This window comes from Bacillus sp. N6 (assembly GCF_052805735.1).
Genome location: NZ_CM127843.1, coordinates 2571277 through 2593097 on the forward strand (window position 1 = coordinate 2571277; position 21821 = coordinate 2593097).

The window sequence follows — 21821 nt, forward strand, 5'->3', positions numbered from 1 at the left end:
GTTTCTTTTAAATACTTGGTTTAAATGGATTAGATTAAGTAACTATTGTTCTAGCTTTTTGATAATCAAGACAACTGAAGAAAGGAAGGAATCATTTTATGAAAAAATTAAGGCTGCTAACATTTGAAAATATAGTAGAACCCCTTTTAAATGAAAAGGTATCATTTATATACTTTCCTATTGAATGGCTGGACATCGTAGAGATACATTATAAGACATTTTTATTAACGAGTAAGTTGAAACGTTTGAATGAAAGATTGTATGATATGTTTTCGGATATATTGTTTATTCAGCATAACCCGTACGTATTAAATGAAAATACACCATGGATTGTATCGAAAGAACCTATTAGACAAGAGCAGCTCGATTATATTTTTCAAAGTTGGTATGAGATTATTCATGATTGGAAACCAAATATATTAGTAGAACCACCAAAATATGAATGGCAATCCGATTTGATTTCTAATTTGCCAGTACTACATGATAATGAAACGTATTCTAAGTGGGTGCCCGCTTTAATCTCACATATTTTTTGTGAGCGTCCTATATATTTAGAAAATACAAATGAAGAAGAAATCTATTTTTCCCCTCTTAGATCACAAAATATTTGTGAGGCGATGTCAGGGCCGATAAAAGATGAAAAAACACAAGATTTTTTCTCCTATGTATATCGATTCGAATGCATAACACGCGGTGGTGAGAACGCTCCATTATTAAATATTTCAATAGGGATTCGGAGATTTTATCAAGAATATAATCATCCAGATATTCCTTTACTTTTAAGACGAAAACGAGGCATGATATTGATTTCTACCTCAGAGTTTGCGTCAAATAATAAAAAAATACGGTTTGTAAAACTAAAAATACAACAAGCTACAACCGGCATGAAATGGATTAAGATATTTAGAAATTTAAAAGATGATTTTCAAATAGGGGGAGAGGTGGATTTAGACCATATTCTCCAATATCCGAAAGATTATATTGTAGGAGAAAATAAAAGGGTGTTATTTCCATACAATGAGAGAATTTATAAAGTTCAAGGTACTAAAATAGAACCGGGTATAACAGTAAAGGAAAGAGAGTATTTATTTAAAGAATTTCAGCGTAAATTCTCTTATTTCACAATACTTCCAGAATGTAAAAAGGTAGCAACAAATAACAAAAATGAATTATTTCCTTTATTTGCACCAAAAGGATTAGAGACATTAACATTAGAAGTTTGGTCTGAAAATATAGCGCTGGAAATAGAACAAGCATTACTTGATAGCGAAATTGTTTTGACTAAAGTTGGTGAAAATTCGTATGTATTGAATACAGATTTTCCAGTGTTATTAAAGATTGTGAGATACAATATTGAAAAGGTGTTACAAAATCCATATAAAATGCAATATTGCCAAAAATATAAAACAAATCTTGTAGATGATGTTAAGAAAGCTGTCTATGCTACCGCGGGTAAGCGCAGTGATGCGACATTAGCATTAATCGCAATGAAAAATTGTGATGGACGCGAAAAAATTGATCCAAAACAAATCATTAGAGAGGGATTTGCACGAACAAACCGTATTTCAACATTTATTAATTTATTTATAGGACAAAATGTATCTCGTAAAACAATTGTAAATAGTGTTTTTAGTCTATTAGAACAAAAAGGATTTTTGAGGCGTAGTTGGAATAAGATAAATTTACCTTGTACATATGTTAGTTTATCAATTGAACGAATATCGAAATTCGATTTCTTACCTATTTTTTCAAAAATAAAAGGAAAAGAAATTTTATATAAATTATATGGGAGTAAAGAGTGGCAAACGATTGATTACGTATTATTAAATATAAATAAACATAATGCATTTTTACCACAACCATCAAAGAGAAATGATATGGGGGCTCTTTTTAAACAATATGTTTTCGAAACATTAATGGAAATTGTACAATATGCAAAAGAACAAAATGAACAAGTTTACTTCATTGTAGATGCAAATTTGAGAAAATGTTGGATAAAAGAGTTACAAAATAAAGAAATTAATATAGATATTTTACCTGATATTGTTCCAGAGGTGTTAAAGGTTCCAAATTTAAATATTATTAGAATAAATACAGGTTTTGATGTACCGAGTTACGGTGTAATAGAATCTGATGATGCTCTAGATAGCATTGGCTTATATGCAGATCAAAAAGGGATGTATTATAGCACTGGTGAATATTCACTTAATTGTAGTGGGATTTTTCAGCGATATATACTTGAAATTTTACCATTGGGTGTAAAACCTGTAGAAAGGGATTATATCGCTAAAATGATACATTACATGTGCTGTAATTCTAGTATGCTTTCGAAAAAGAATGTACACATGACATATTCCGTACATATGGAAAAAGTAATGAAGACTTATATTACTGACATAGATGCAAGAGAGTTTAAAGAATTTGATGATGAATTGGATGTAGATGTAGTAAAGGTAGAAAAGAAAGATTCAATTACTCTACTTTAAATACTAGTAAACAAATCCTGCTCGTTATATCGATCAGGATTTGTCATTTTTTTATGTAAATAAGGATATCCTTTGTCAAGTATCTTTTCGTTTACATATTTACTTTATGTGCAGACAGGATTAATATGTTTTTTAGAAATACAAAAACTATATCATATGGAAAAAGATTTTTATTAATTGAAAAAATTTGAAAGGAATGGGGAATTGTGAAGAAATTAGATGTGCTCTTAATGCTATTGAGCGGCCTCTTTCCAATTGCAGGACTTACAAAGCAAATCCCTCTAGAACAATCTATATATATTGGAGGGCTTTTATTTTTTACTAGTTTCGGTAGTTATTTTGCTAAAAAGATGTATTCACGTATATGCAGCTGGATAGCGTATGCGCCATTTATAACATTACTGTTAGTTATTTGGCACCAGGATATTTCAACAAGTTCAATCATAGCAAATGCGAAAATTGCTGCATGTGTCGCGTTAATTCCATGTTTATTCCGTTTTCGTACATATGGACTTACTTTGGGCTTATTCTCATTATGGGCCGCTTTACTATGGGATATAAAAGAAGTACAGTCGTTAGTCATACTTGAACGCATAACGAGTTTAATGACAAGCCATTATGTATATATATTACTATTAATTGGAGGACTTGTATTAGGAGGATTACTTGCGATGTTCATTCACCGCAAAGAGAAAGATAATAAAGAAAATATAAATCTACTTGGACCAAAAAAGAAACGCAAAAGATTATCAATTAAGATTCGACTTCCAAGATTGCCGAAATTAAAGATGAAACTATTTAAGTTTGGTGGGAAAGAATCTAAAAGTAAAATGCCAGAAAAGATCCATGAGTATAAGTACGAAGAACCAGTTGCAACATATGAAATGACAGAGCAAATAGATCCATACAAAGAAAATGCAGTTCAAGGTCAAACAAGGATGGAACGCCGAAGAAATAGGTATAATGCATAATGAGGTTTAATAACCCCGTAATGACTTATCTTAATATTGATAAATCATTACGGTTTTTTTTATGTAATTAAATGAAGGTTGCTAATGAAAGGGGAATAGCATATTTTATAGATGAGAAGTTAAATAAAATAAGGGGAGGATAAAATGCTTATTATTACATATATATCTGTTTGTATATTATTCTTAGTTAGCTTTTTACATGTATATTGGGCTTTCGGAGGTAATTGGGGGACAAATAGTGTTATTCCAACTACAGCAGGGGAAAAGGCGTTTACACCTCGTGCCGGAATGACATTGGTCATTGCATTATTATTAAGTATGGCAGCAATAATTTTGTTGCAACAAGCAAAAATTGTTCATTTTGCAGTTCCTAATGTTATTATTCAAGTCGGTTCCTGGATTTGTATGATCGTCTTTTCTATTAGAGTAATTGGTGAGTTCAATTATTTTGGTATCTTTAAACGACAAAAAGATACGCACTTTGCTAGAATGGATAACGGTTTATATATTCCACTTTGTGCATTGTTATCTTTAACTTTCTTATTAACAATAATTTTGTGAGTAAATAATAGTAGTTTCTTTTCTCAAAATACATGTAAACGTGAGAAATCTAAGAGTAAATAAAAAGGATGTAAGCGCATTCTTGTCGAAATGTAAATTATTATGAAAGGCGGTGACACTATGAAGTATGTAAAAGTTAGTATGAATGGTGGAAGTGAACACAAATTCTCAATGACTTTAGATCGATTTGAAAAACTTATTACTACAGAGAATGGGATGTTAGAAAATAAATTAGTATGTATTGAAAATGTAATGATTAATCCTACTAATATATCTTCTGTAGTTGAAAAAATTGGTGTACCGGCTAAGTTTATGGAAGCTTAAAATCGTTAGATAAAAAACATCCATTGGGGATGTTTTTTAATTTATAAATATGATAATCGTACAGTAAATATTTGAGTAAATTTTATAGCAATGACTATGCATATATTAAGTACCTGAACATGGTGCTTAATACATGCACGAAATAATAAGTACAAGCATATATTATGTAGTAGGACAAGATCTTCGTGTCCTACTTAATACTCAGAAAAAACCTCTAATCACATAAGAGCATCCAATTGCAGGGTGCTCTTATTTTTTATGAAAATCTACTACGAGCCTTATTTTATAGTAGGATGCAATAATAAAGGGCTATTTTGAAATAGTGTTTTTTAGCCTTTAATTTTAAATTTATCTTTAACGTTAATAAATATTAAAAATAATATGATAGCAGAAATTAAGTTAGATAAGTAGAAATCTTGATGAAACAGTAGTTCGAAGATGACATAGAAAGTAACGAATAAGGCGATAGCAGGTAGTATGCAAATAAATATAAATCTCCAATTTTTTAAGTAATGTTTATAATTTGTAAGTACTTTATCCATAAATATAGCTCCTATATTTTTGTTTTTATATAATTATACATTTAGATACAAGGATTTTAAAAGTAAAAATATTTAGCAATTGAAAAATATAAGAAGAGCTTTTGTTAAAAATCCAGATTGCTGTAGTAATCTGGATTTGACTTTAAAGAACTATACTAAAATGATACACTATAATCTACGTTATTTTTGAAATGAATAGAGGGATTTGTGTGATAGATAAAATTAAAAATGCTGTAGAGGATATGTACGAAGATGAGGCTAAAGGTTTACTTCAAAGTATTCTCATACAGTTAAACTTATTAGAAGAAAACTATAGTGAAGATACAATTAAAAATTTGATGGATATTCCGAAACAATTAACAATTAATCCTACTTATAAAAGGAATGTAAAAGAAAGTACGCACGTACATATTGCTTTTGATGATTCAACGGCTGGTTGCTTGAAATATATGTTAAGTCAAGAAGAATTATTTGAAGAGAGTGTTGTTGCTTTTTCGGAATTCTTTTCAATTGGACCGATATATAAGTTGCATACGAATAAGGGGCAACTAGCAAGACAGAAGTGGTTAATAAATAACTTAACTGCATATGATAGTTATTTTGAAGAAGAATATTTATTAAGATTTATAGCAACTATAGAAGAACTACATACTATTCCTGTTGAAACGCCTATTACAATTTGGAGGGCTGATAATGCACATGAACATGTAGGTCTAAGTTTTGTAATAGCACAATTAAAGGATAAGAAAAACATTCGAATAATTAATACGTCTGAAGCAAGCAGAGAAATATTAAAACAAGAGTATGATATTCGTGGAACGGGAGAATTACCACCTGAAAGTTTAGCTCTATTCCAAAAAAGTTTTATAAAGTTACCTTATTTAACTGAAGAGAAGCGCATGAAGTTTGAACATGAGTGGAATAGATTATCGGAAAGCATAGAATGTTTAAGAGTGTGGAAAGAAAATGAAGTGCATTCTGTACAGGAAGATTATTTTGATCAATTTATAATTGAATGCGCGAAAAGTGTGGGTGCTGATCGAGAGTTCCTCAAAGCTCCTAGAGTAATTGGTGAAGCACTTGGTCTTGTTGAACAATTGGTTGGAGATACTTTCTTAGAATATCGCTTGAAACAATTAATTAAACAAGAAGTATTTGAATTTGAAGGTTCGTTAGATGAAATGCGTTTTTATAGTGTGAAGTTAAGGAGATGATAAAAATATTCTATTTTTGAAAAACTCGTATTTTTAATAATACGAGTTTTTTAAGTTGAATTTGGGCTATACATAAGCTTCCCAGAGAGGGCATATCACATATGAATGATAAAGGTAATGAATGAAAAGAAGGTGATTTGTTAATATGTATAACCAACAAAATTATCCATATGATCAAGCGATGTATTATAATCCACAAAACTACGGGTATGAACCTACAAATGAAGTGAGAGATATTGAACAAGAAGACTATAGACCAGATGATGCGGAGGATGCTCCAACGTCACCACCACCGTCACAAGCGCCGTCGTTACCGTCTACATTTGCTTCTCCGGCACAACCAAGCAATATGAAATCATGGATGTGTAACTGTTTAGGAAGATGGGGCTATTTACGTTTACATCGTCCTGGGCCTTTTGGAAGAGATTTATGGTTCTTTCCGACTGAAGTGAGAAGAAACGGAGTATCAGGTTACACTTGGCAAGGTGGTCGTCGTCGTAAAGTAAGTTATCGCTATCAACAAATTAGTAATTTTATGTGCTTCGCATAAAGAGAAGTGGGAGAGTAAAACGATTGTACTCTCTCACTTTTTTATTTTTCAATATACGAAGTAAGATTTCGATTAAAAATTTACAATTTTCACGTTTTTATTAGAGTATAATGCATATGTTGGTTGGTTTTCAAAAACAAATGAGAGTGAGGGAATACAATGTCAATGAAAAACAAAGTTGGACTAAAAATAGAGGATGGCATTAATTTAGCTTCAGCTCAATTTAAAGAAGATGCGTATGAAATTTATAAAGAATCGCGAAGAAAACAACCTATATTATTTGTAAACCAAGTTGAAATCGGTAAAGAATGGCTCATTACTAGATATGAAGATGCTCTGCCACTTTTAAAAGATAATCGTTTAAAAAAAGATTGGACAAATGTGTTTTCTCAAGATACAAAGAACATGTATCTTTCCGTTGATAATAGTGACCACTTAACAACACATATGCTAAATTCAGATCCACCTAACCACAGTCGTTTACGATCTTTAGTTCAAAAAGCATTTACACCGAAGATGATTGCACAATTAGACGGAAGAATTCAGAGAATAGCAGATGATTTGATAAGTGATATAGAGCGAAAAGGTACATTAAATCTTGTGGATGATTATTCATTTCCATTACCAATCATTGTGATAAGTGAGATGCTTGGTATTCCAAAAGAAGATCAAGCGAAATTTAGAATTTGGTCTCATGCTGTTATTGCATCACCAGAAACACCTGAAGAAATAAAAGAGACCGAAAAACAACTATCTGAATTTATTACATATCTTCAATATTTAGTTGATATTAAACGAAAAGAGCCAAAAGAAGACTTGGTGAGTGCTTTAATACTTGCAGAGAGTGAAGGGCATAAACTTAGCGCTCGGGAACTATATTCAATGATAATGCTATTAATTGTCGCAGGACATGAGACGACAGTGAATTTAATTACAAATACGGTATTAGCACTTCTTGAAAATCCAAATCAATTACAGTTATTAAAAGATAATCCAAAACTAATTGATTCGGCTATTGAGGAAGGATTGCGTTATTATTCTCCAGTTGAGGTTACAACTGCAAGATGGGCAGCGGAACCTTTTCAAATTCACCATCAAACAATACAGAAAGGAGATATGGTTATTATTGCATTGGCTTCAGCGAACCGTGATGAAACAGTATTTGAAAATCCAGAAATATTTGATATTACACGGGAGAACAACCGTCACATTGCCTTTGGTCATGGTAGCCATTTCTGCTTAGGAGCTCCACTTGCGAGGTTAGAAGCAAAGATTGCTATTACTACTTTGTTTAATCGAATGCCTGAACTAAAAATAAAAGGGAATCGTGAAGAAATTAAATGGCAAGGTAATTATTTAATGCGTTCTTTAGAGGAATTGCCTTTAACTTTCTAGAATAGTTAAAAGTAGACATGCATACATCGAAAATGATTTACATAGAGTATGTATGTGTTATTTAAATTCGAAACGGAAGGGTGAAGACATCCCAATGATCAACTAATTCTATTTGTAAGAGATCTTCGTTAAAAAACGAAATATTCTTCTGAATAGGGTTAGTCTGTACATTTATAGAAAAGGGATGTATTTCGCTCTGCGAATATATAGTCTTTTTATATGATTTGTGCTGCCTCCTGTTCAGAACATGAAATAGGAGGCTTTTTTATGTCGACAAATGTAGTAACGAAACAAAACAATGGGGTATCACAAGTATTAAAAAATCGGTTTGTACAAGGGATTTTAGCATCAGCATTATTTTTACAAATAGGAATATGGGTTCGAAACTTTGCGGTATTACTATATGTAATGGAAATGACAAAAGGTGATGCTTTTGCTATTTCCATGATTTCAGTTGCTGAATTCGCTCCAATTTTTATTTTTTCATTTATTGGCGGTACCTTTGCTGATAGGTGGAAGCCAAAGAAGACAATGATATGGTGTGAAACGTTAAGTTCCATTTCAGTATTCGCTGTCTTAATTACGCTTATGTTTGGAACGTGGAAAATTGTGTTTTTTGTGACACTCATCTCTGCAATCCTTTCACAGTTTTCACAACCATCTGGAATGAAGTTGTTTAAACAACATTTATCAACGGAACAAATTCAATTAGCGATGTCTATATATCAAACGATATTTGCAATATTTATGGTATTAGGACCAATTCTAGGGACATTTATCTTTCATAGTTTTGGAATTTATATTTCAATCATCATAACAGGTATCTCGTTTTTACTTGCGGCAGTTGTATTGTTATTTCTTCCGAAAGATCTTGAAAACGACGTAGAAAAGAAAGATATCACTCTGCTGCAGGAGATGAAGGATGGTATTAAGTATGTCAAAAAGAAAAAAGCATTAACTTTGCTAGGGCTTTGCTTTATGGCTGCAGGACTAGGTATAGGATTAATTCAACCATTAGGTATATTTATTGTGACTGAGCAGCTAGGATTATCAAAAGAGAGTTTACAGTGGCTACTAACAGTAAATGGTGCGGGAATGATTGTTGGCGGAGCATTAGCAATGGTATTTGCGAAAAACGTTGCTCCGCAAAAGATGTTAATTATCGGTATGCTTGGTCAAGCAATTGGTATTGGCATTATAGGATATTCTACAAATTTATGGGTGACACTTACAGCGCAGCTTTTTAGTGGTTTAGCTCTTCCTTGTATCCAAATTGGTATTAATACGCTTATTATTCAAAATAGCGATACCGATTTTATAGGTCGTGTAAATGGTATTTTAAGTCCGCTATTTACCGGTTCAATGGTAGTAACGATGAGTATAGCTGGCTCATTAAAAGATATGTTTTCATTAAGTATGATGTATGAAGGGACGGCTTTACTTTTTATAATTGGATTATTGTTTATTTTACCTATATACAATTTAAAGCCAGTAATAGCGGTAGAAAGTGAAATAAGTGGTAAAGGAAGTGCTGTACAAAATGAATCCTAATCCAAATGTTAAATACCCTATTGAAGGAAATCAAAACGTTCAATTTATAAAAAATACAATAACAAAGCCTAATATAATTGTTGGTGACTATTCTTATTATGATGCGAAAGATGGAGAAACATTTGAAAATCGAGTATTACATCATTATGAATTTCTTGGGGATCGCCTTACTATTGGAAAGTTTTGTTGTATTGCATCTGGAGTTAACTTTATTATGAACGGAGCGAATCATCGGATGGATGGATTTTCGGCATATCCATTTAATATCTTTGGAAATGGGTGGGAGAAGTATACACCTAGTTTGTCTGATTTACCTTACAAAGGCGATACGGTTATAGGAAATGACGTTTGGATTGGTATGGACACAACTATTATGCCCGGAATAAAAATAGGAGATGGTGCAATTATTGCAGCTAAATCTGTTGTGACTAGAGACGTCGCACCATATACAATTGTTGGTGGAAATCCAGCAAATAAAATAAAAGAGAGATTTTCAAATGAAATAATAGAAGAATTATTACAAATTCAATGGTGGCATTTTGACATTGAAAAAATAACTGAAAATATAGATGTGATTGTACGAGGAGATATTGAACCATTAAGAAAGCTAAAAAGGGAATAAAAATGCATGACAAAGAGTATCATACCTCCGAATTTTGTTAATGATAATAGAACAAGGAGGTGTGATACTATGGCACAAGACGTTTTATGTGAAGTAAATAACTGTAAATTTTGGGCGAACGGTAATAAATGTAGTGCAGAGGCAATTTACGTAGTAAGTCATAAAGGTAAACATGCATCTACAACGGAAGAAACAGATTGCAAAACTTTCGATCCAGAAGTGTAAATGTTTGAAGGGTAGCCAAATCGTGGTTGCCCTTTTATTAATTATAGTATTGATAATAAATATCATTTTCATTCATTGTTTTTAACTTTTCTTGTTATTTTTTCATATTTTTTTCATAAGTGATGTAATCCAACTCAATTCATGTTCAATTCGTGATTTACTAAATTCAATGACTTCAGTAATAAAAGATGAGGTAACATCTAGAGACTGAATAGCAGTAAGCTGATTATGTAGTACGTTTTGACGTACAGTCAAAATCTCTTTTCTATCCTCATAGTCAAGTTTTTCAAATAGCGCAATACGAACAAGAAATTCTGTATTGTTTGTCGCAAGTTTTTCGGGAAACTCTCGTAACATTTCAGAAAAAATTTCTTCTCCTGTTTCTGTTATATCGTACATATTTCGGTTTGGTTTTCCGACTTGTTTATGTATTTTTTTCGTTATAGCACCCATATTTTCAAAGCGCCGAAGGGCTGGATAAAGCATGTTGTGATTTAATTCGAAATTTTCACCTAAACGATTTTGAACATTTTTTTTAATTTCATATCCATGTTTTGGTCCTGTCGTTAATTCTGCTAGTAGTAAAATGTCAACGTACATAAAAATCCCCCTTATATATTTCTCAAGTTCTCTAATGAAAAATTCCCTTTGGTATATGTTAAAATAACATATGATAGTTTATACAACTTTGGACTGCCGACCTATCACTTTTATTGTAAAAGAAAAGGGAGGAAAGAACTATGGCTTCACCTGAAAATGTTATTTTAGTTCATGAAATTTCAAAGCTAAAAACAAAAGAAGAATTATGGAATCCATATGAATGGTATCGTTTGATGAGGGATAACCACCCAGTTCATTATGATGAAGAGCAGGATGTATGGAATGTTTTTTTATATGATGATGTAAATCGTGTTTTATCAGATTATCGCTTATTTTCAAGTAGAAGGGAGCGCAGACAATTCTCAATCCCTCCTTTAGAAACTAGAATAAATATAAACTCTACAGATCCACCAGAACATCGTAATGTACGTTCCATTGTTTCTAAGGCATTTACTCCAAGAAGTTTAGAACAGTGGAAACCTCGAATACAGGCTATCGCAGATGAACTTGTACAACATATCGAAAAATGTAGTGAAGTTAATATCGTTGAACAGTTTGCTGCACCTTTACCTGTTACCGTTATTTCCGATTTATTAGGAGTCCCAACAACAGATCGTAAAAAAATTAAAGAATGGTCTGATATTTTATTTATGCCGTATAGTAAAGAAAAGTTTAATGATCTGGATGCCGAGAAAGGGATAGCATTACATGAATTCAAAGCATACCTTTTACCGATTGTTCAGGAAAAGAGATATCATTTAACCGATGATATCATTTCTGATTTAATTCGAGCTGAATATGAAGGCGAAAGATTAACCGATGAAGAAATTGTAACCTTTTCATTAGGTTTACTAGCGGCTGGGAATGAAACCACTACAAATTTAATTATTAATAGCTTTTATTGCTTTTTAGTAGATTCACCTGGAATTTATGAAGAGTTAAGAAAAGAACCTAACTTAATTTTAAAAGCGATTGAGGAAGTATTACGCTATCGCTTTCCTGTTACATTGGCCCGGAGGATTACAGAGGATACAAATATATTTGGTCCTTTCATGAAAAAGAATCAGATGATTGTTGCGTGGGTTAGTGCAGCGAATTTAGATGAGAAAAAATTTTCACAAGCCTCTCAATTTAATGTACATCGAACAGGAAATGAAAAGCATTTAACCTTTGGGAAAGGTCCTCACTTTTGCTTAGGAGCACCACTTGCACGTTTAGAAGCTGAGATTGCATTAACTACCTTTATAAATGCTTTTGAAAAAATAGAGCTATCTCCATCTTTCTGTTTAGAAAAATGTATATTGGAAAATGAACAAACATTAAAATACTTACCTATTCGATTGAAAGTCAAATAAAAATCTTAACAAGGTGCATACATTTGCATCTTGTTTTTTTTGTTTCTCAATTGTGAGTTTTCGGCAATTACCTTAATATGGAATTGTATAAAACGTAGAGGAGGATTCTTATGTTGACTTGTAATGGAAGTAAATCATTTCAAAAGTTTATTAAAGGTGTTACAGATCTTATGGAAAACGGTTTATTTGAAGAAGAAATAGTGTGTGGCATTGAAAAATTACTAGAAGAACTTTTAGAAAAGAAAACATGGCTTCCGTTAGAAAAACAGAAGGCCAATTTGACCCAATATGCAAGACATTTATTGTATGAAGATCCGCTCAAACGTTTTGAAGTACTAGCTCTCGTATGGAAAGATGGACAATCTACACCTTTACATGATCATGACGGCACATGGGGAGTAGAAGGCGTTTTTTCAGGAAGGATAATGGTGCAGAACTTTATACAAACGAAACAACTTGGAAATTCACTTGTTTATTTAACACATACAGGAAATCTTTATTTGGGAGAAGGAGAAACTGATAAAGTAATTCCACCAGCAGATTGTCATATTCTTGAAATTAGCAAAAATGAAAGCGTTATTACGATTCATATCTATGGAAAACGATTAGAAAAGTTTAAAGTATATATCCCAACTGAAGAAAAAAACGTGTACATGTGTGAGACAAAATACATTAGTTATAATTCATAGTTTAAAATCCAAAGCTTTTTTAAAAAGAAAAGCTTTGGATTTTATTTTTAATTATTTCTTGACCTGAAACGCTTTTCATAAATTATAAATAAGAAGTACCTCACGAGGATTGTATGGAAACGATACCTAATAATTAGTTAGAACTCGTGTATTTATAGAAAGTGGTGAAGAAATAATGAAATTAATCGCAATTGATTTAGATGGAACTCTTCTTTCGGGGAATAAAATGATAAGTAAAGAAAATGCAGAAGCAATTCGAACATGTCAAGAAGCTGGCCATGTTGTAGCAATTTGTACAGGACGTTCTATTGTTGACATTGAGCGATTATTGTTAGAAGTTAATTTAGAGTGTCCAATCATTGCGGAAAATGGGGCTCTTATATATAAAGATAAAAAAATGATGAAGAGATATCCAATTCAAAATATGCAGGCACTTGAAATTGTAGAATATCTTGAAGAGAATGGTTTATATTATCAGCTTTATACTGATAAAGGTGTGTATGTACCAGATTATGGAGTAGAGAGTGTACGTAATGAAATTGAGTATGTGAAGAATTCAAAAGAAAATTTCGACTTGAAAGAGTTAGAAACAATCGCAGCATTATATCTTGAGCATACAGCGTTTCATAGTGCGGAAAGTTGTAAACCAATTGTAGAAACAGATATACATGTGCATAAACTATTACCATTTTCTTATGATATTGAGAAATTAAAAAAACTAAAAGGAACATTTCTTCATAATACAGATTTAGCAATTACATCTTCATATTGGCACAATTTAGAGATTAATCATCGAGATGCTCAAAAAGGGAATGGATTATATACTTTAGCAGAACATCTTAATATTCCGGTTGAAAACACTGTAGCGATAGGTGATGGACTAAACGATGTTTCTATGATGGAAAAAGCGAATATATCAATTGCAATGGGAAATGCAGTTGAAGAAATAAAAGCAATGTGTAAATACGAAACGTTATCAAATGAAGAACATGGTGTGGCACATGCTTTATATAAATATGTAATGTAATTAAAAAAAGAAAAAAGAATCCAAATGGATTCTTTTTTCTTTTTTATTAGGGGTAAGGTATTCTATGAGATTCATAGAAGCCTTATTACATTTTATTATATAGAATATATTGGAATAAATGTGTATATTTTTCATAAAAATTGTGAATATTTTATGAACTTTATACTTATTGCATGTTTATACCGCTATTAGTGACGCGTATGACTCTCAAGTGAAAATTCAGTGAATGTAAGGAGGAATTCAAGTTAGCTAGACAATAAATGAGGAATGGACGAAATATATTCTTTTCTTGTTTTAATTGAAAAATAAAATTTGTTCGAATAATTATTCTACAGCTATATACCTACACTAGCTTTCTTCGTATAATGGAGAAGTATGAATTTTAGATTTGTATTAATTTTACATATTGAGGTGAACAAAGAATGAATTCGCGGCTAATGGAACTTATTGATGTGAGTACAATAGAAACCATGGCAGAACAATTTTATAAATTAACTAACATATCACATCAACTTCTTGATGCTGAAAAAGAGTGTGTTTTTTCATTCGGAATGAATGAAATAAAAAAGAGTAAACTTCCAAAGATTGAAATCCCCATTTTCTTATACAATCAACATTTAGGATCTTTTGTTGTATGGTCCAAAAAAAGTGAAATTTTCAGTTGTCAAAAATACTTTGAAATGCTCTCAAGTTTAATTTTAGATGGTGCAATAAAAGTATTTCAAAGTAAAAATACAACGTTGCTTTCTCGGAAAGAGGAGGAACTACATACGATTTTACAAAACATGCCTGTTATGGTCGATGCGCTTGATTATAATGGAGATTTTGTTTTGTGGAACCGAGAATGCGAAATCGTAACAGGTTATACCGCTGAAGAAATAATTGGAAATCCAAATGCACTGCAATTATTGTATCCTGATCATAATTATCGCCATCAAATACAAAAGAAATTTTTAACTTGTGGAAAAAATTTCAGAGATTGGGAAATGCACTTAACATGTAAAAATGGTGAAATCAAAACAATAATGTGGTCGAATATATCAGAACAGTTTCCTGTAACAGGATATAGTTATTGGGCTGTTGGTGTAGATATTACGCATTTAAAAGCGATAGAAGAGCAGTTAAAACAACAAACATCTGAACTGGAATTAATTTTTAAAGCTTTACCAGATTTATGTTTCTTAACAGAAGATGATGGCACGATTATTGATTACAAGGCAGGATCTCCTACGAAGTTTTACGTACCCGCAGAAGCTTTTATGGGAAAAAAGTTTTACGAAGTATTACCATCTTCAGTAGCACAGCAGTTTCAGGAAGCCATTAATCAAGTGAAGGAAAAAGGAACGAATGTAATTGTAGAATATCCACTCACACTTAATGGAAGTATTGATTTCTTTGAAGCTAGGTGCTTACCATTGTTACGTGATAAAATTATGATTATTGTACGCGACATTACAGAGCGAAAAAAGACAGAAGAATTGTTAAACAAATCAGATACGCTTGCAGCAATTGGTCAATTAGCAGCTGGCGTGGCTCATGAAGTAAGAAATCCTTTAACTGTAATTAAAGGTTTTATACAGTTATTCCAAATTAATAAAGAAGATCAAGAAAGATATTTTGATCTTATGCTTTCTGAAATTGAAAGGATAGAAGCAATCCTACAAGAATTTCTATCAATCGCTAAAACAGATGAGATAAATACAGAAAAGAAAAATATTTATCAAATTTTTAAAAATGTCGTATCGTTAATGAATACAAAAGCAATTATGACAAATATTCAAGTTGAACTTTTTACGGGTGACAAAGATATAATTATTGAATGCTCAGAAAATCAATTGAAACAAGTATTTATTAATATTTTGCAAAATTCAATCGAAGCTATGCCAAATGGTGGGGGAATTTCAATTCACATAAAAGAAATAAATGATGATGGTGTCATTATTCATGTAATAGATGAAGGAATAGGAATACCTGAAGAAAGAATTAAGAGATTAGGTGAACCTTTTTATAGTACGAAAGAAAAAGGGACTGGTATTGGATTAATGTTAAGTTATAAAATTATTGAAAGTCATCAAGGGACAATTAGTATCATGAGCGAGGTTGGGGTCGGGACAACAGTAACTATTTACTTACCGAAAGTACTAAATAAACAATCTCTTTCTAATTGTGACGACAAATGTATAGCGATACGCACTAGTAGTAATTCTTAAATCAATTAATACCCAATAACAAAGCGATTAGTGAAAACTAAGCTTTTTGTTATTGGGTATTTTTTATATTTAATTTAGTAAACTTTACCTTTTCTTTACCTTTGTTTTAATTTCTATTAAGTTTTAAACATTATATTAATATTTGTACAAAGCAATGTATAGAAATTGTACATTACTTTTAATATAGAAATGTGATTATTATTTGGAATATTGTAAGGAGGAGATTATGACAAGGTGAAAAAGCAAGAGAAGAAAAGTGGTAGAGTAGTACCTCTCCGGTTAAATATTTTATTCCTTTGTGTATTTTTATTATTTTCTGGCATTATTATTCAGTTAGGGAAAGTGCAAATTTTTGATGGAGAAACATATAAAAATGAAGTAGAGAAGAGAGAAAATGCAACCGTGGGCCTTTCTGTACCACGTGGGAAAATATTTGATCGTGAAGGAAATCCAGTAGTTGATAATAAGTCTTTACGTACGATTACATATACAAAGGTGAAAGGTGTAAAACAAGAAGAAATATTAAAATCAGCAAGACAACTTGCAGACATTATTGAAATGCCACAAGAAGATATTGATAAGTTAACTGAGACTGATAAGAAAGACTTTTGGATGCAATTAAATCCAGAACTTGCTCAAGACTTAGTATCCAAAAAAGAAATAGATAAGTTCCGAAATAAGGATATTACCGGAAAAGAGCTAGACAAGAAAATAGAAGATTTAAAAAGAAAGCGCGTTACAGATAAAAATCTTCAAGAACTAACAGCTAAAGATATAGAAGTGTTAGCTATTAAAAGTAAAATGACCTCAGGTTTTCAAATGGCACCTCAAATTATTAAAAAGGACGTTAGTGAACAGGAATATGCGGTGATTAGTGAAAATTTAGCGAACCTCCCAGGGGTAGATGCATCAGTTGATTGGGAGAGAATCTATGTAAATGATGGTCTATTCCGTTCTGTCCTTGGTAACGTTTCAAATGCTGATGAAGGATTGCCACGTGAAAGATTAGATTATTATTTAGTGCGTGATTATAGTCGAAATGATAGGGTCGGCAAAAGTTATATCGAACAGCAATACGAAGATGTACTTCATGGTACAAAAAAAGAAGTAAGAAGCATTGCTGATAAACAAGGAAATACTATTAGAACGGAAACTGTTACTGAAGGGAAAAGCGGTAAAAATTTAACTTTAACAATAGATATGGAATTGCAAAAAAAAGTAGAGGAGAGCATAGAAAAAATATTAAAACAATATAAAGGATCAGAATCAATGTTAGACCGTGCTTTCGTAGTAATGATGAATCCCAAAAATGGTCAAGTATTATCAATGGCTGGGAAAAAGCTTGTAGAAAAAGATGGGAAAATGGAAGTAGAAGATTACGCTTTAGGCACGCTGACTAGTTCTTATGAGCTTGGATCAACGGTTAAAGGTGCGACAGTGTTAACAGGGTTTGAAACAAATGCAATAACTCCTGGAACACATTTTTATGATGCACCTATGAAGTTTAAAGGAACTAAGGAGAAGAAGTCTTGGAAAAATTTTGGTGATATAGACGATCTAAGAGCGTTACAAGTATCTTCAAACGTTTATATGTTTAATATAGCATTAAAAATTGCTGGAGTGGATTATGTGAAAAATAGTTCACTAGATATTAAACAAGAATATTTTGATAAAATGAGGTATTATTTCAGGCAATTTGGATTAGGCGTACAAACTGGTATTGATTTACCAAATGAAACTGCAGGACAAATTGGAAGAAAAGATAATCAGCCTGGTTTCTTATTAGATTATTCTATTGGACAATATGATACGTATACACCACTTCAGCTTGCACAATATATTTCGACTATCGCAAATGGAGGGTATCGAATGAAACCGCAAATTGTTCAAGAAATTAGAGAACAAACCGTTCAAAAAGATGAGGTTGGTAAAGTAGTACAATCAATAGAACCCGTTGTTTTAAATAGAATCGATATGAAACAAGAATATATTAATCAAGTAAAAGAAGGATTTAGAAAAGTATTTCAAGAAGGAGATGGAACGGGAGTAAGAGCGTTCCAAAAAGCACCATATAAACCAGCTGGTAAAACAGGGACCGCACAAACTGTATATGGTGGAGAAAATGAAGTTGGGCGAAATGCGAAAGGTGATCGTAGAGAATGTTATAACTTAACATTGGCTGGATATGCGCCATATGATGATCCAGAAGTAGCATTTTCTGTTGTAGTACCGTGGGTTGAAAATGATAAATCGGGCATTAACTCCGATATTGGAAAAGAAGTTTTAGATGCTTATTTTGATTTGAAAAATAAGCGATTAACTGGTGAAGCGCCAAAAACAGATAACTCTAAAGAGAATTAAAATGGACGAAACGTCTCTAGCATTCATGTGAACTAGAGGCGTTTTTATCTGGGAATAGATTGGAAATGAGGTATATATGAAGCTGTTTATTCTAAAATATTGGAGGAACATATGTAGCTACATCTTAATTATAATAGGGGTTATTTTTATTAATAAGTCATTTTTATTTTGTATGGTAGAAGGAATTTCGATGCAACCTACTTTAAATGAAAAAGATTATATACTTGTTAATAAGGTAAACGTCTGTTTATCGTCTTTTCATCATGGGGATGTTGTCATCATAAAAAAAGAAGACGAGCCTACTTACTATGTGAAACGAATTATTGGATTATCGGGGGATAATATACAATTAAAAGAGGCTGAGGTATATATTAACGGTAAAAAGCGTGATGAGTCGTATATACATTTAGATATGTTACAAGTATCCAATCGTTTTTCAAATTTTAGAGAAATAAAAGTTCCTACGCATAAATTATTTGTGTTAGGTGATAATAGTAATCATAGTAAAGATAGTAGGAATACACTTGGACTTATTGATGAGTCAAATATAATAGGTAAGGTAGAAATGGTATTTTATCCATTTGATCATATAAAATGGATAAAATAATTCTATTAACGATTCACATTTTATAAAATAAATCATATATTGATAGCATAGGACAAGCAGAAAAGCTTGTTCTAACCTCACAGAACACTCCTTATCACGGTTAGGCATCTACATAGGTAGATGCTTTTTTTATGTTGATGACTGAAAATTATTTATCAACATAATGTAACAAGCACTTTAGGACTATTAGGGGACGATTACATGTACAAATAACAGTATGCTTAATTAAAACAGTGAAATATAAGGAGTGAGGAATAAGTGCTAAATATTTTAGTGGTTAATTTTCCAGCAGAGGGACATGTAAACCCTACATTAAATTTAGTAAAAGCCTTTACTGAACGAGGGGATCACGTACATTATATTACAACGGCAAACTTTAAGGATAGAATTGAAGATTTAGGAGCTACTGTACATACTCATCCAGATCTATTAAAGGAGATTTCTATTGATGCTGAAACTTCATCTGGATTAAATGCTTTCTTTCATGTGCATGTTCAAACTTCTTTATATATATTAGAAATTACGAAACAATTATGTGAAAGTATAAATTTTGATTTCGTAATTTATGATATATTTGGCGCAGGAGAGTTAGTAAAGGAGTATTTACAAGTTCCAGGTGTAGTGTCCTCACCTATATTTTTAATTCCGCCAGAATTTTTGAAGACATTACCTTTTCATCCAAATGCAGATATGCCATTCCAACCAGAGGAAATCTCTGAAAAATTACTAAATCAGATGGAACATAAATTTGGAGTAAAACCAAAGAATAATCTTCAATTTATGAATAATAAGGGTGATGTTTGTCTCGTATACACAAGTCGTTATTTTCAACCTAATAGCGAATCGTTCGGGGAAAATAACATTTTTATTGGACCGAGTATTTCAAAGCGTAAAACAAATATAAAGTTTCCACTGGAATCACTTAAAGAAAAGAAAGTTATTTACATTTCAATGGGAACACTGCTTGAAGGACTCGAACCATTCTTTAATACTTGTATTGATACTTTTTCAGATTTTGATGGGATAGTTGTAATGGCAATTGGTGATAGAAATGATATTTCTAAAATTAAGAAAGCACCAGATAATTTTATAATTGCTCCATACGTACCTCAATCAGAAATATTAAATGAAGCAGATGTTTTTATTACACATGGCGGTATGAATAGCGTACACGATGCAATTCATTATAATGTCCCATTTGTAATAATACCGCATGATAAAGACCAGCCAATGATAGCGCAAAGATTAACTGAGCTTGAAGCGGCACATAGACTATTGAAAGAGCATGTTAATGTACACACTTTAAAAGAGGCCGTAACAGATGTTCTTTCAAATGAAAAGTATAAACATGGTATAAGAAAACTGAATGATAGCTTTTTAGAATGTGGTGGTTCAAAAGAAGCAATTGCAGTTATTGAATCTCTTTTAAATAAAGTAAAACTTTAATCGGAAGGGGTTTTACTGCCCATAAATAGTGGGATAAATAGTCGTAACTGTATACAAGCATAGAGGTTCTCACCTTTATGCTTGTATATTCTTATCCAGCAAATTGCACAGCAGTATTTGCATGTAAAAAAGCAGTATCAAAAACGGGAACAGTAAGATCATTTTGGGAGATGAGTAAAGGTATTTCAGTGCAGCCTAATAATATACCTTCAGCACCATTTTGAATTAATGATTTTGTAATTTGTAATAACTCTTCTTTAGATGTTTCTGAAATGATCCCTCTACTTAATTCATCTAATATGACATGGTGGATAAAAGTTCTTTCCTCGTCATTGGGGATAATTGTCTCAATGTTATATTTCGCTAATCGTGATTTATAGAAATCTTGCTCCATCGTTTGTTTTGTTCCTAATAGTCCGATACGTTTTATATTCTGTTCTACCATTTTTTTAGCACTTACATCACCAATGTGAAGAAGCGGGATAGATATTGCTTGTTCTACCTCCTCAGCAAATAGATGTACAGTATTTGAACACATTAATAAACATTCAGCCCCAGATTTTTCAACTTTCTTTGCAACTGTAACTAGTTCATTTTTCACTTCTTCATATTGATGGTTTTGTAATAAAGTAGTTACTTCACCAAAGTCCATACTATATAAAATTAGCTTCGCATTTTGATCGTATTGAGAGAGTGTAAGCGTATTAATATGTTTATAGTATAATGATGTAGATTCCCAACTTAATCCTCCAATCAAACCAATCACTTTCATAATGCATTCCTCCCGAAACGATTTTGAATTCATTATTTCACAATTCCGATAAGAATACAATGATTTAAATGCGCCATTTAACAAAAAATAAAAATAGTAAGAAAAGTGTTGAAATTTACATTCTTTAGTGCCATAATACGAATTACAAATTAATACTTATCCAGAGAGGTGGAGGGAACGGCCCTAAGAAACCTCAGCAACCCCTATGTAATTTTATAGGAAGGTGCTAATTCCGCAGAGGACACGTTGTGTTTTTTGAAAGATAAGAGGATTCTTGAACGTGAAAGAAAATGACCTCTTATATAAGAGGTCA

The 21821-nt window shown here is 31.8% G+C and carries 20 protein-coding genes and 1 riboswitch; of the genes, 17 read left to right on the forward strand and 3 right to left on the reverse strand.

What is annotated here, in order from left to right; genetic code table 11:
* The first annotated feature begins 98 nt into the window (after positions 1-98).
* From ACUXVC_RS13145 to ACUXVC_RS13160, 4 genes are all read left to right on the forward strand, one after another.
* Positions 99-2486, forward strand: a complete 2388-nt coding sequence (locus ACUXVC_RS13145; protein ID WP_446026126.1) for an RNaseH domain-containing protein — start codon at positions 99-101, stop codon at positions 2484-2486.
* Between the two features lie 206 nt (positions 2487-2692).
* A complete protein-coding gene (locus ACUXVC_RS13150; RefSeq protein ID WP_048535392.1) occupies positions 2693-3457 on the forward strand; it encodes a DUF3959 family protein in 765 nt (254 codons plus the stop codon).
* A 144-nt stretch (positions 3458-3601) separates the two neighbouring features.
* Positions 3602-4018, forward strand: coding sequence for a DUF3995 domain-containing protein (locus ACUXVC_RS13155; RefSeq protein ID WP_446026127.1), 417 nt, complete (start codon positions 3602-3604; stop codon positions 4016-4018).
* Between the two features lie 120 nt (positions 4019-4138).
* The gene (locus ACUXVC_RS13160; protein WP_144465197.1) at positions 4139-4342 is read left to right on the forward strand and encodes a hypothetical protein; all 204 of its coding nucleotides are present in this window, start codon (positions 4139-4141) and stop codon (positions 4340-4342) included.
* A gap of 329 nt (positions 4343-4671) precedes the next feature.
* Here ACUXVC_RS13160 and ACUXVC_RS13165 read toward each other — a convergent pair whose 3' ends face one another.
* Positions 4672-4884, reverse strand: a complete 213-nt coding sequence (locus tag ACUXVC_RS13165) for a hypothetical protein (RefSeq protein ID WP_000362069.1) — start codon at positions 4882-4884, stop codon at positions 4672-4674.
* A 209-nt stretch (positions 4885-5093) separates the two neighbouring features.
* Between ACUXVC_RS13165 and ACUXVC_RS13170 the strand changes: the two genes are divergently transcribed.
* From ACUXVC_RS13170 to ACUXVC_RS13195, 6 genes are all read left to right on the forward strand, one after another.
* Entirely contained in the window at positions 5094-6098 is a 1005-nt protein-coding gene (locus ACUXVC_RS13170; protein WP_446026128.1) for a DUF1835 domain-containing protein, read from the forward strand.
* Positions 6099-6243: 145 nt separating this feature from the next.
* On the forward strand, positions 6244-6648 hold the full coding sequence (locus ACUXVC_RS13175) for a hypothetical protein (RefSeq protein ID WP_000282690.1): 405 nt from the start codon (positions 6244-6246) through the stop codon (positions 6646-6648).
* Between the two features lie 159 nt (positions 6649-6807).
* Complete coding sequence (locus ACUXVC_RS13180; protein ID WP_446026129.1) at positions 6808-8043, forward strand: cytochrome P450 family protein; 1236 nt, start codon at positions 6808-6810, stop codon at positions 8041-8043.
* Positions 8044-8310: 267 nt separating this feature from the next.
* Entirely contained in the window at positions 8311-9594 is a 1284-nt protein-coding gene (locus ACUXVC_RS13185; protein ID WP_446026130.1) for an MFS transporter, read from the forward strand.
* Complete coding sequence (locus ACUXVC_RS13190; protein WP_446026131.1) at positions 9584-10216, forward strand: Vat family streptogramin A O-acetyltransferase; 633 nt, start codon at positions 9584-9586, stop codon at positions 10214-10216. Before ACUXVC_RS13185 ends, ACUXVC_RS13190 begins: the two co-directional genes overlap by 11 nt.
* 69 nt (positions 10217-10285) lie before the next feature.
* Entirely contained in the window at positions 10286-10441 is a 156-nt protein-coding gene (locus tag ACUXVC_RS13195) for a DUF1540 domain-containing protein (RefSeq protein WP_000046095.1), read from the forward strand.
* A 102-nt stretch (positions 10442-10543) separates the two neighbouring features.
* Here ACUXVC_RS13195 and ACUXVC_RS13200 read toward each other — a convergent pair whose 3' ends face one another.
* Complete coding sequence (locus tag ACUXVC_RS13200) at positions 10544-11041, reverse strand: PadR family transcriptional regulator (RefSeq protein WP_000289124.1); 498 nt, start codon at positions 11039-11041, stop codon at positions 10544-10546.
* 140 nt (positions 11042-11181) lie between these two features.
* Here ACUXVC_RS13200 and ACUXVC_RS13205 point away from each other — a divergent pair, with 140 nt between their 5' ends.
* From ACUXVC_RS13205 to ACUXVC_RS13235, 7 genes are all read left to right on the forward strand, one after another.
* Positions 11182-12396: a cytochrome P450 gene (locus tag ACUXVC_RS13205; protein WP_446026132.1), complete on the forward strand. Its 1215-nt coding sequence runs from the start codon at positions 11182-11184 to the stop codon at positions 12394-12396.
* A gap of 110 nt (positions 12397-12506) precedes the next feature.
* Positions 12507-13085: a cysteine dioxygenase gene (locus ACUXVC_RS13210; protein ID WP_446026133.1), complete on the forward strand. Its 579-nt coding sequence runs from the start codon at positions 12507-12509 to the stop codon at positions 13083-13085.
* Positions 13086-13260: 175 nt separating this feature from the next.
* A complete protein-coding gene (locus ACUXVC_RS13215) occupies positions 13261-14112 on the forward strand; it encodes a Cof-type HAD-IIB family hydrolase (RefSeq protein ID WP_089171129.1) in 852 nt (283 codons plus the stop codon).
* A gap of 422 nt (positions 14113-14534) precedes the next feature.
* Positions 14535-16322: a PAS domain-containing sensor histidine kinase gene (locus ACUXVC_RS13220; protein WP_053564341.1), complete on the forward strand. Its 1788-nt coding sequence runs from the start codon at positions 14535-14537 to the stop codon at positions 16320-16322.
* Between the two features lie 234 nt (positions 16323-16556).
* A complete protein-coding gene (locus ACUXVC_RS13225) occupies positions 16557-18683 on the forward strand; it encodes a peptidoglycan D,D-transpeptidase FtsI family protein (protein WP_446026134.1) in 2127 nt (708 codons plus the stop codon).
* A 76-nt stretch (positions 18684-18759) separates the two neighbouring features.
* Positions 18760-19290 carry a signal peptidase I gene (gene lepB / locus ACUXVC_RS13230; protein ID WP_446026135.1) on the forward strand — a complete coding sequence of 177 codons (531 nt, stop codon included), beginning with the start codon at positions 18760-18762 and terminating at the stop codon, positions 19288-19290.
* 258 nt (positions 19291-19548) lie between these two features.
* A complete protein-coding gene (locus tag ACUXVC_RS13235) occupies positions 19549-20736 on the forward strand; it encodes a macrolide family glycosyltransferase (protein WP_446026136.1) in 1188 nt (395 codons plus the stop codon).
* A gap of 91 nt (positions 20737-20827) precedes the next feature.
* Here ACUXVC_RS13235 and ACUXVC_RS13240 read toward each other — a convergent pair whose 3' ends face one another.
* Complete coding sequence (locus tag ACUXVC_RS13240; RefSeq protein ID WP_089171132.1) at positions 20828-21508, reverse strand: aspartate/glutamate racemase family protein; 681 nt, start codon at positions 21506-21508, stop codon at positions 20828-20830.
* A 153-nt stretch (positions 21509-21661) separates the two neighbouring features.
* Positions 21662-21777: riboswitch (SAM riboswitch) on the forward strand.
* Positions 21778-21821: the final 44 nt, after the last annotated feature.

What these genes read in the sequence shown, in the direction of transcription:
- ACUXVC_RS13145 (WP_446026126.1), top strand. Translation starts at nt 99, where the DNA reads ATGAAAAAATTAAGGCTGCTAACATTTGAAAATATAGTAGAACCCCTT.
- ACUXVC_RS13155 (WP_446026127.1), top strand. Translation starts at nt 3,602, where the DNA reads ATGCTTATTATTACATATATATCTGTTTGTATATTATTCTTAGTTAGC.
- ACUXVC_RS13160 (WP_144465197.1), top strand. Translation starts at nt 4,139, where the DNA reads ATGAAGTATGTAAAAGTTAGTATGAATGGTGGAAGTGAACACAAATTC.
- ACUXVC_RS13165 (WP_000362069.1), bottom strand. Translation starts at nt 4,884, where the DNA reads ATGGATAAAGTACTTACAAATTATAAACATTACTTAAAAAATTGGAGA.
- ACUXVC_RS13175 (WP_000282690.1), top strand. Translation starts at nt 6,244, where the DNA reads ATGTATAACCAACAAAATTATCCATATGATCAAGCGATGTATTATAAT.
- ACUXVC_RS13180 (WP_446026129.1), top strand. Translation starts at nt 6,808, where the DNA reads ATGTCAATGAAAAACAAAGTTGGACTAAAAATAGAGGATGGCATTAAT.
- ACUXVC_RS13185 (WP_446026130.1), top strand. Translation starts at nt 8,311, where the DNA reads ATGTCGACAAATGTAGTAACGAAACAAAACAATGGGGTATCACAAGTA.
- ACUXVC_RS13190 (WP_446026131.1), top strand. Translation starts at nt 9,584, where the DNA reads ATGAATCCTAATCCAAATGTTAAATACCCTATTGAAGGAAATCAAAAC.
- ACUXVC_RS13195 (WP_000046095.1), top strand. Translation starts at nt 10,286, where the DNA reads ATGGCACAAGACGTTTTATGTGAAGTAAATAACTGTAAATTTTGGGCG.
- ACUXVC_RS13200 (WP_000289124.1), bottom strand. Translation starts at nt 11,041, where the DNA reads ATGTACGTTGACATTTTACTACTAGCAGAATTAACGACAGGACCAAAA.
- ACUXVC_RS13205 (WP_446026132.1), top strand. Translation starts at nt 11,182, where the DNA reads ATGGCTTCACCTGAAAATGTTATTTTAGTTCATGAAATTTCAAAGCTA.
- ACUXVC_RS13210 (WP_446026133.1), top strand. Translation starts at nt 12,507, where the DNA reads ATGTTGACTTGTAATGGAAGTAAATCATTTCAAAAGTTTATTAAAGGT.
- ACUXVC_RS13215 (WP_089171129.1), top strand. Translation starts at nt 13,261, where the DNA reads ATGAAATTAATCGCAATTGATTTAGATGGAACTCTTCTTTCGGGGAAT.
- ACUXVC_RS13220 (WP_053564341.1), top strand. Translation starts at nt 14,535, where the DNA reads ATGAATTCGCGGCTAATGGAACTTATTGATGTGAGTACAATAGAAACC.
- lepB (WP_446026135.1), top strand. Translation starts at nt 18,760, where the DNA reads ATGAAGCTGTTTATTCTAAAATATTGGAGGAACATATGTAGCTACATC.
- ACUXVC_RS13240 (WP_089171132.1), bottom strand. Translation starts at nt 21,508, where the DNA reads ATGAAAGTGATTGGTTTGATTGGAGGATTAAGTTGGGAATCTACATCA.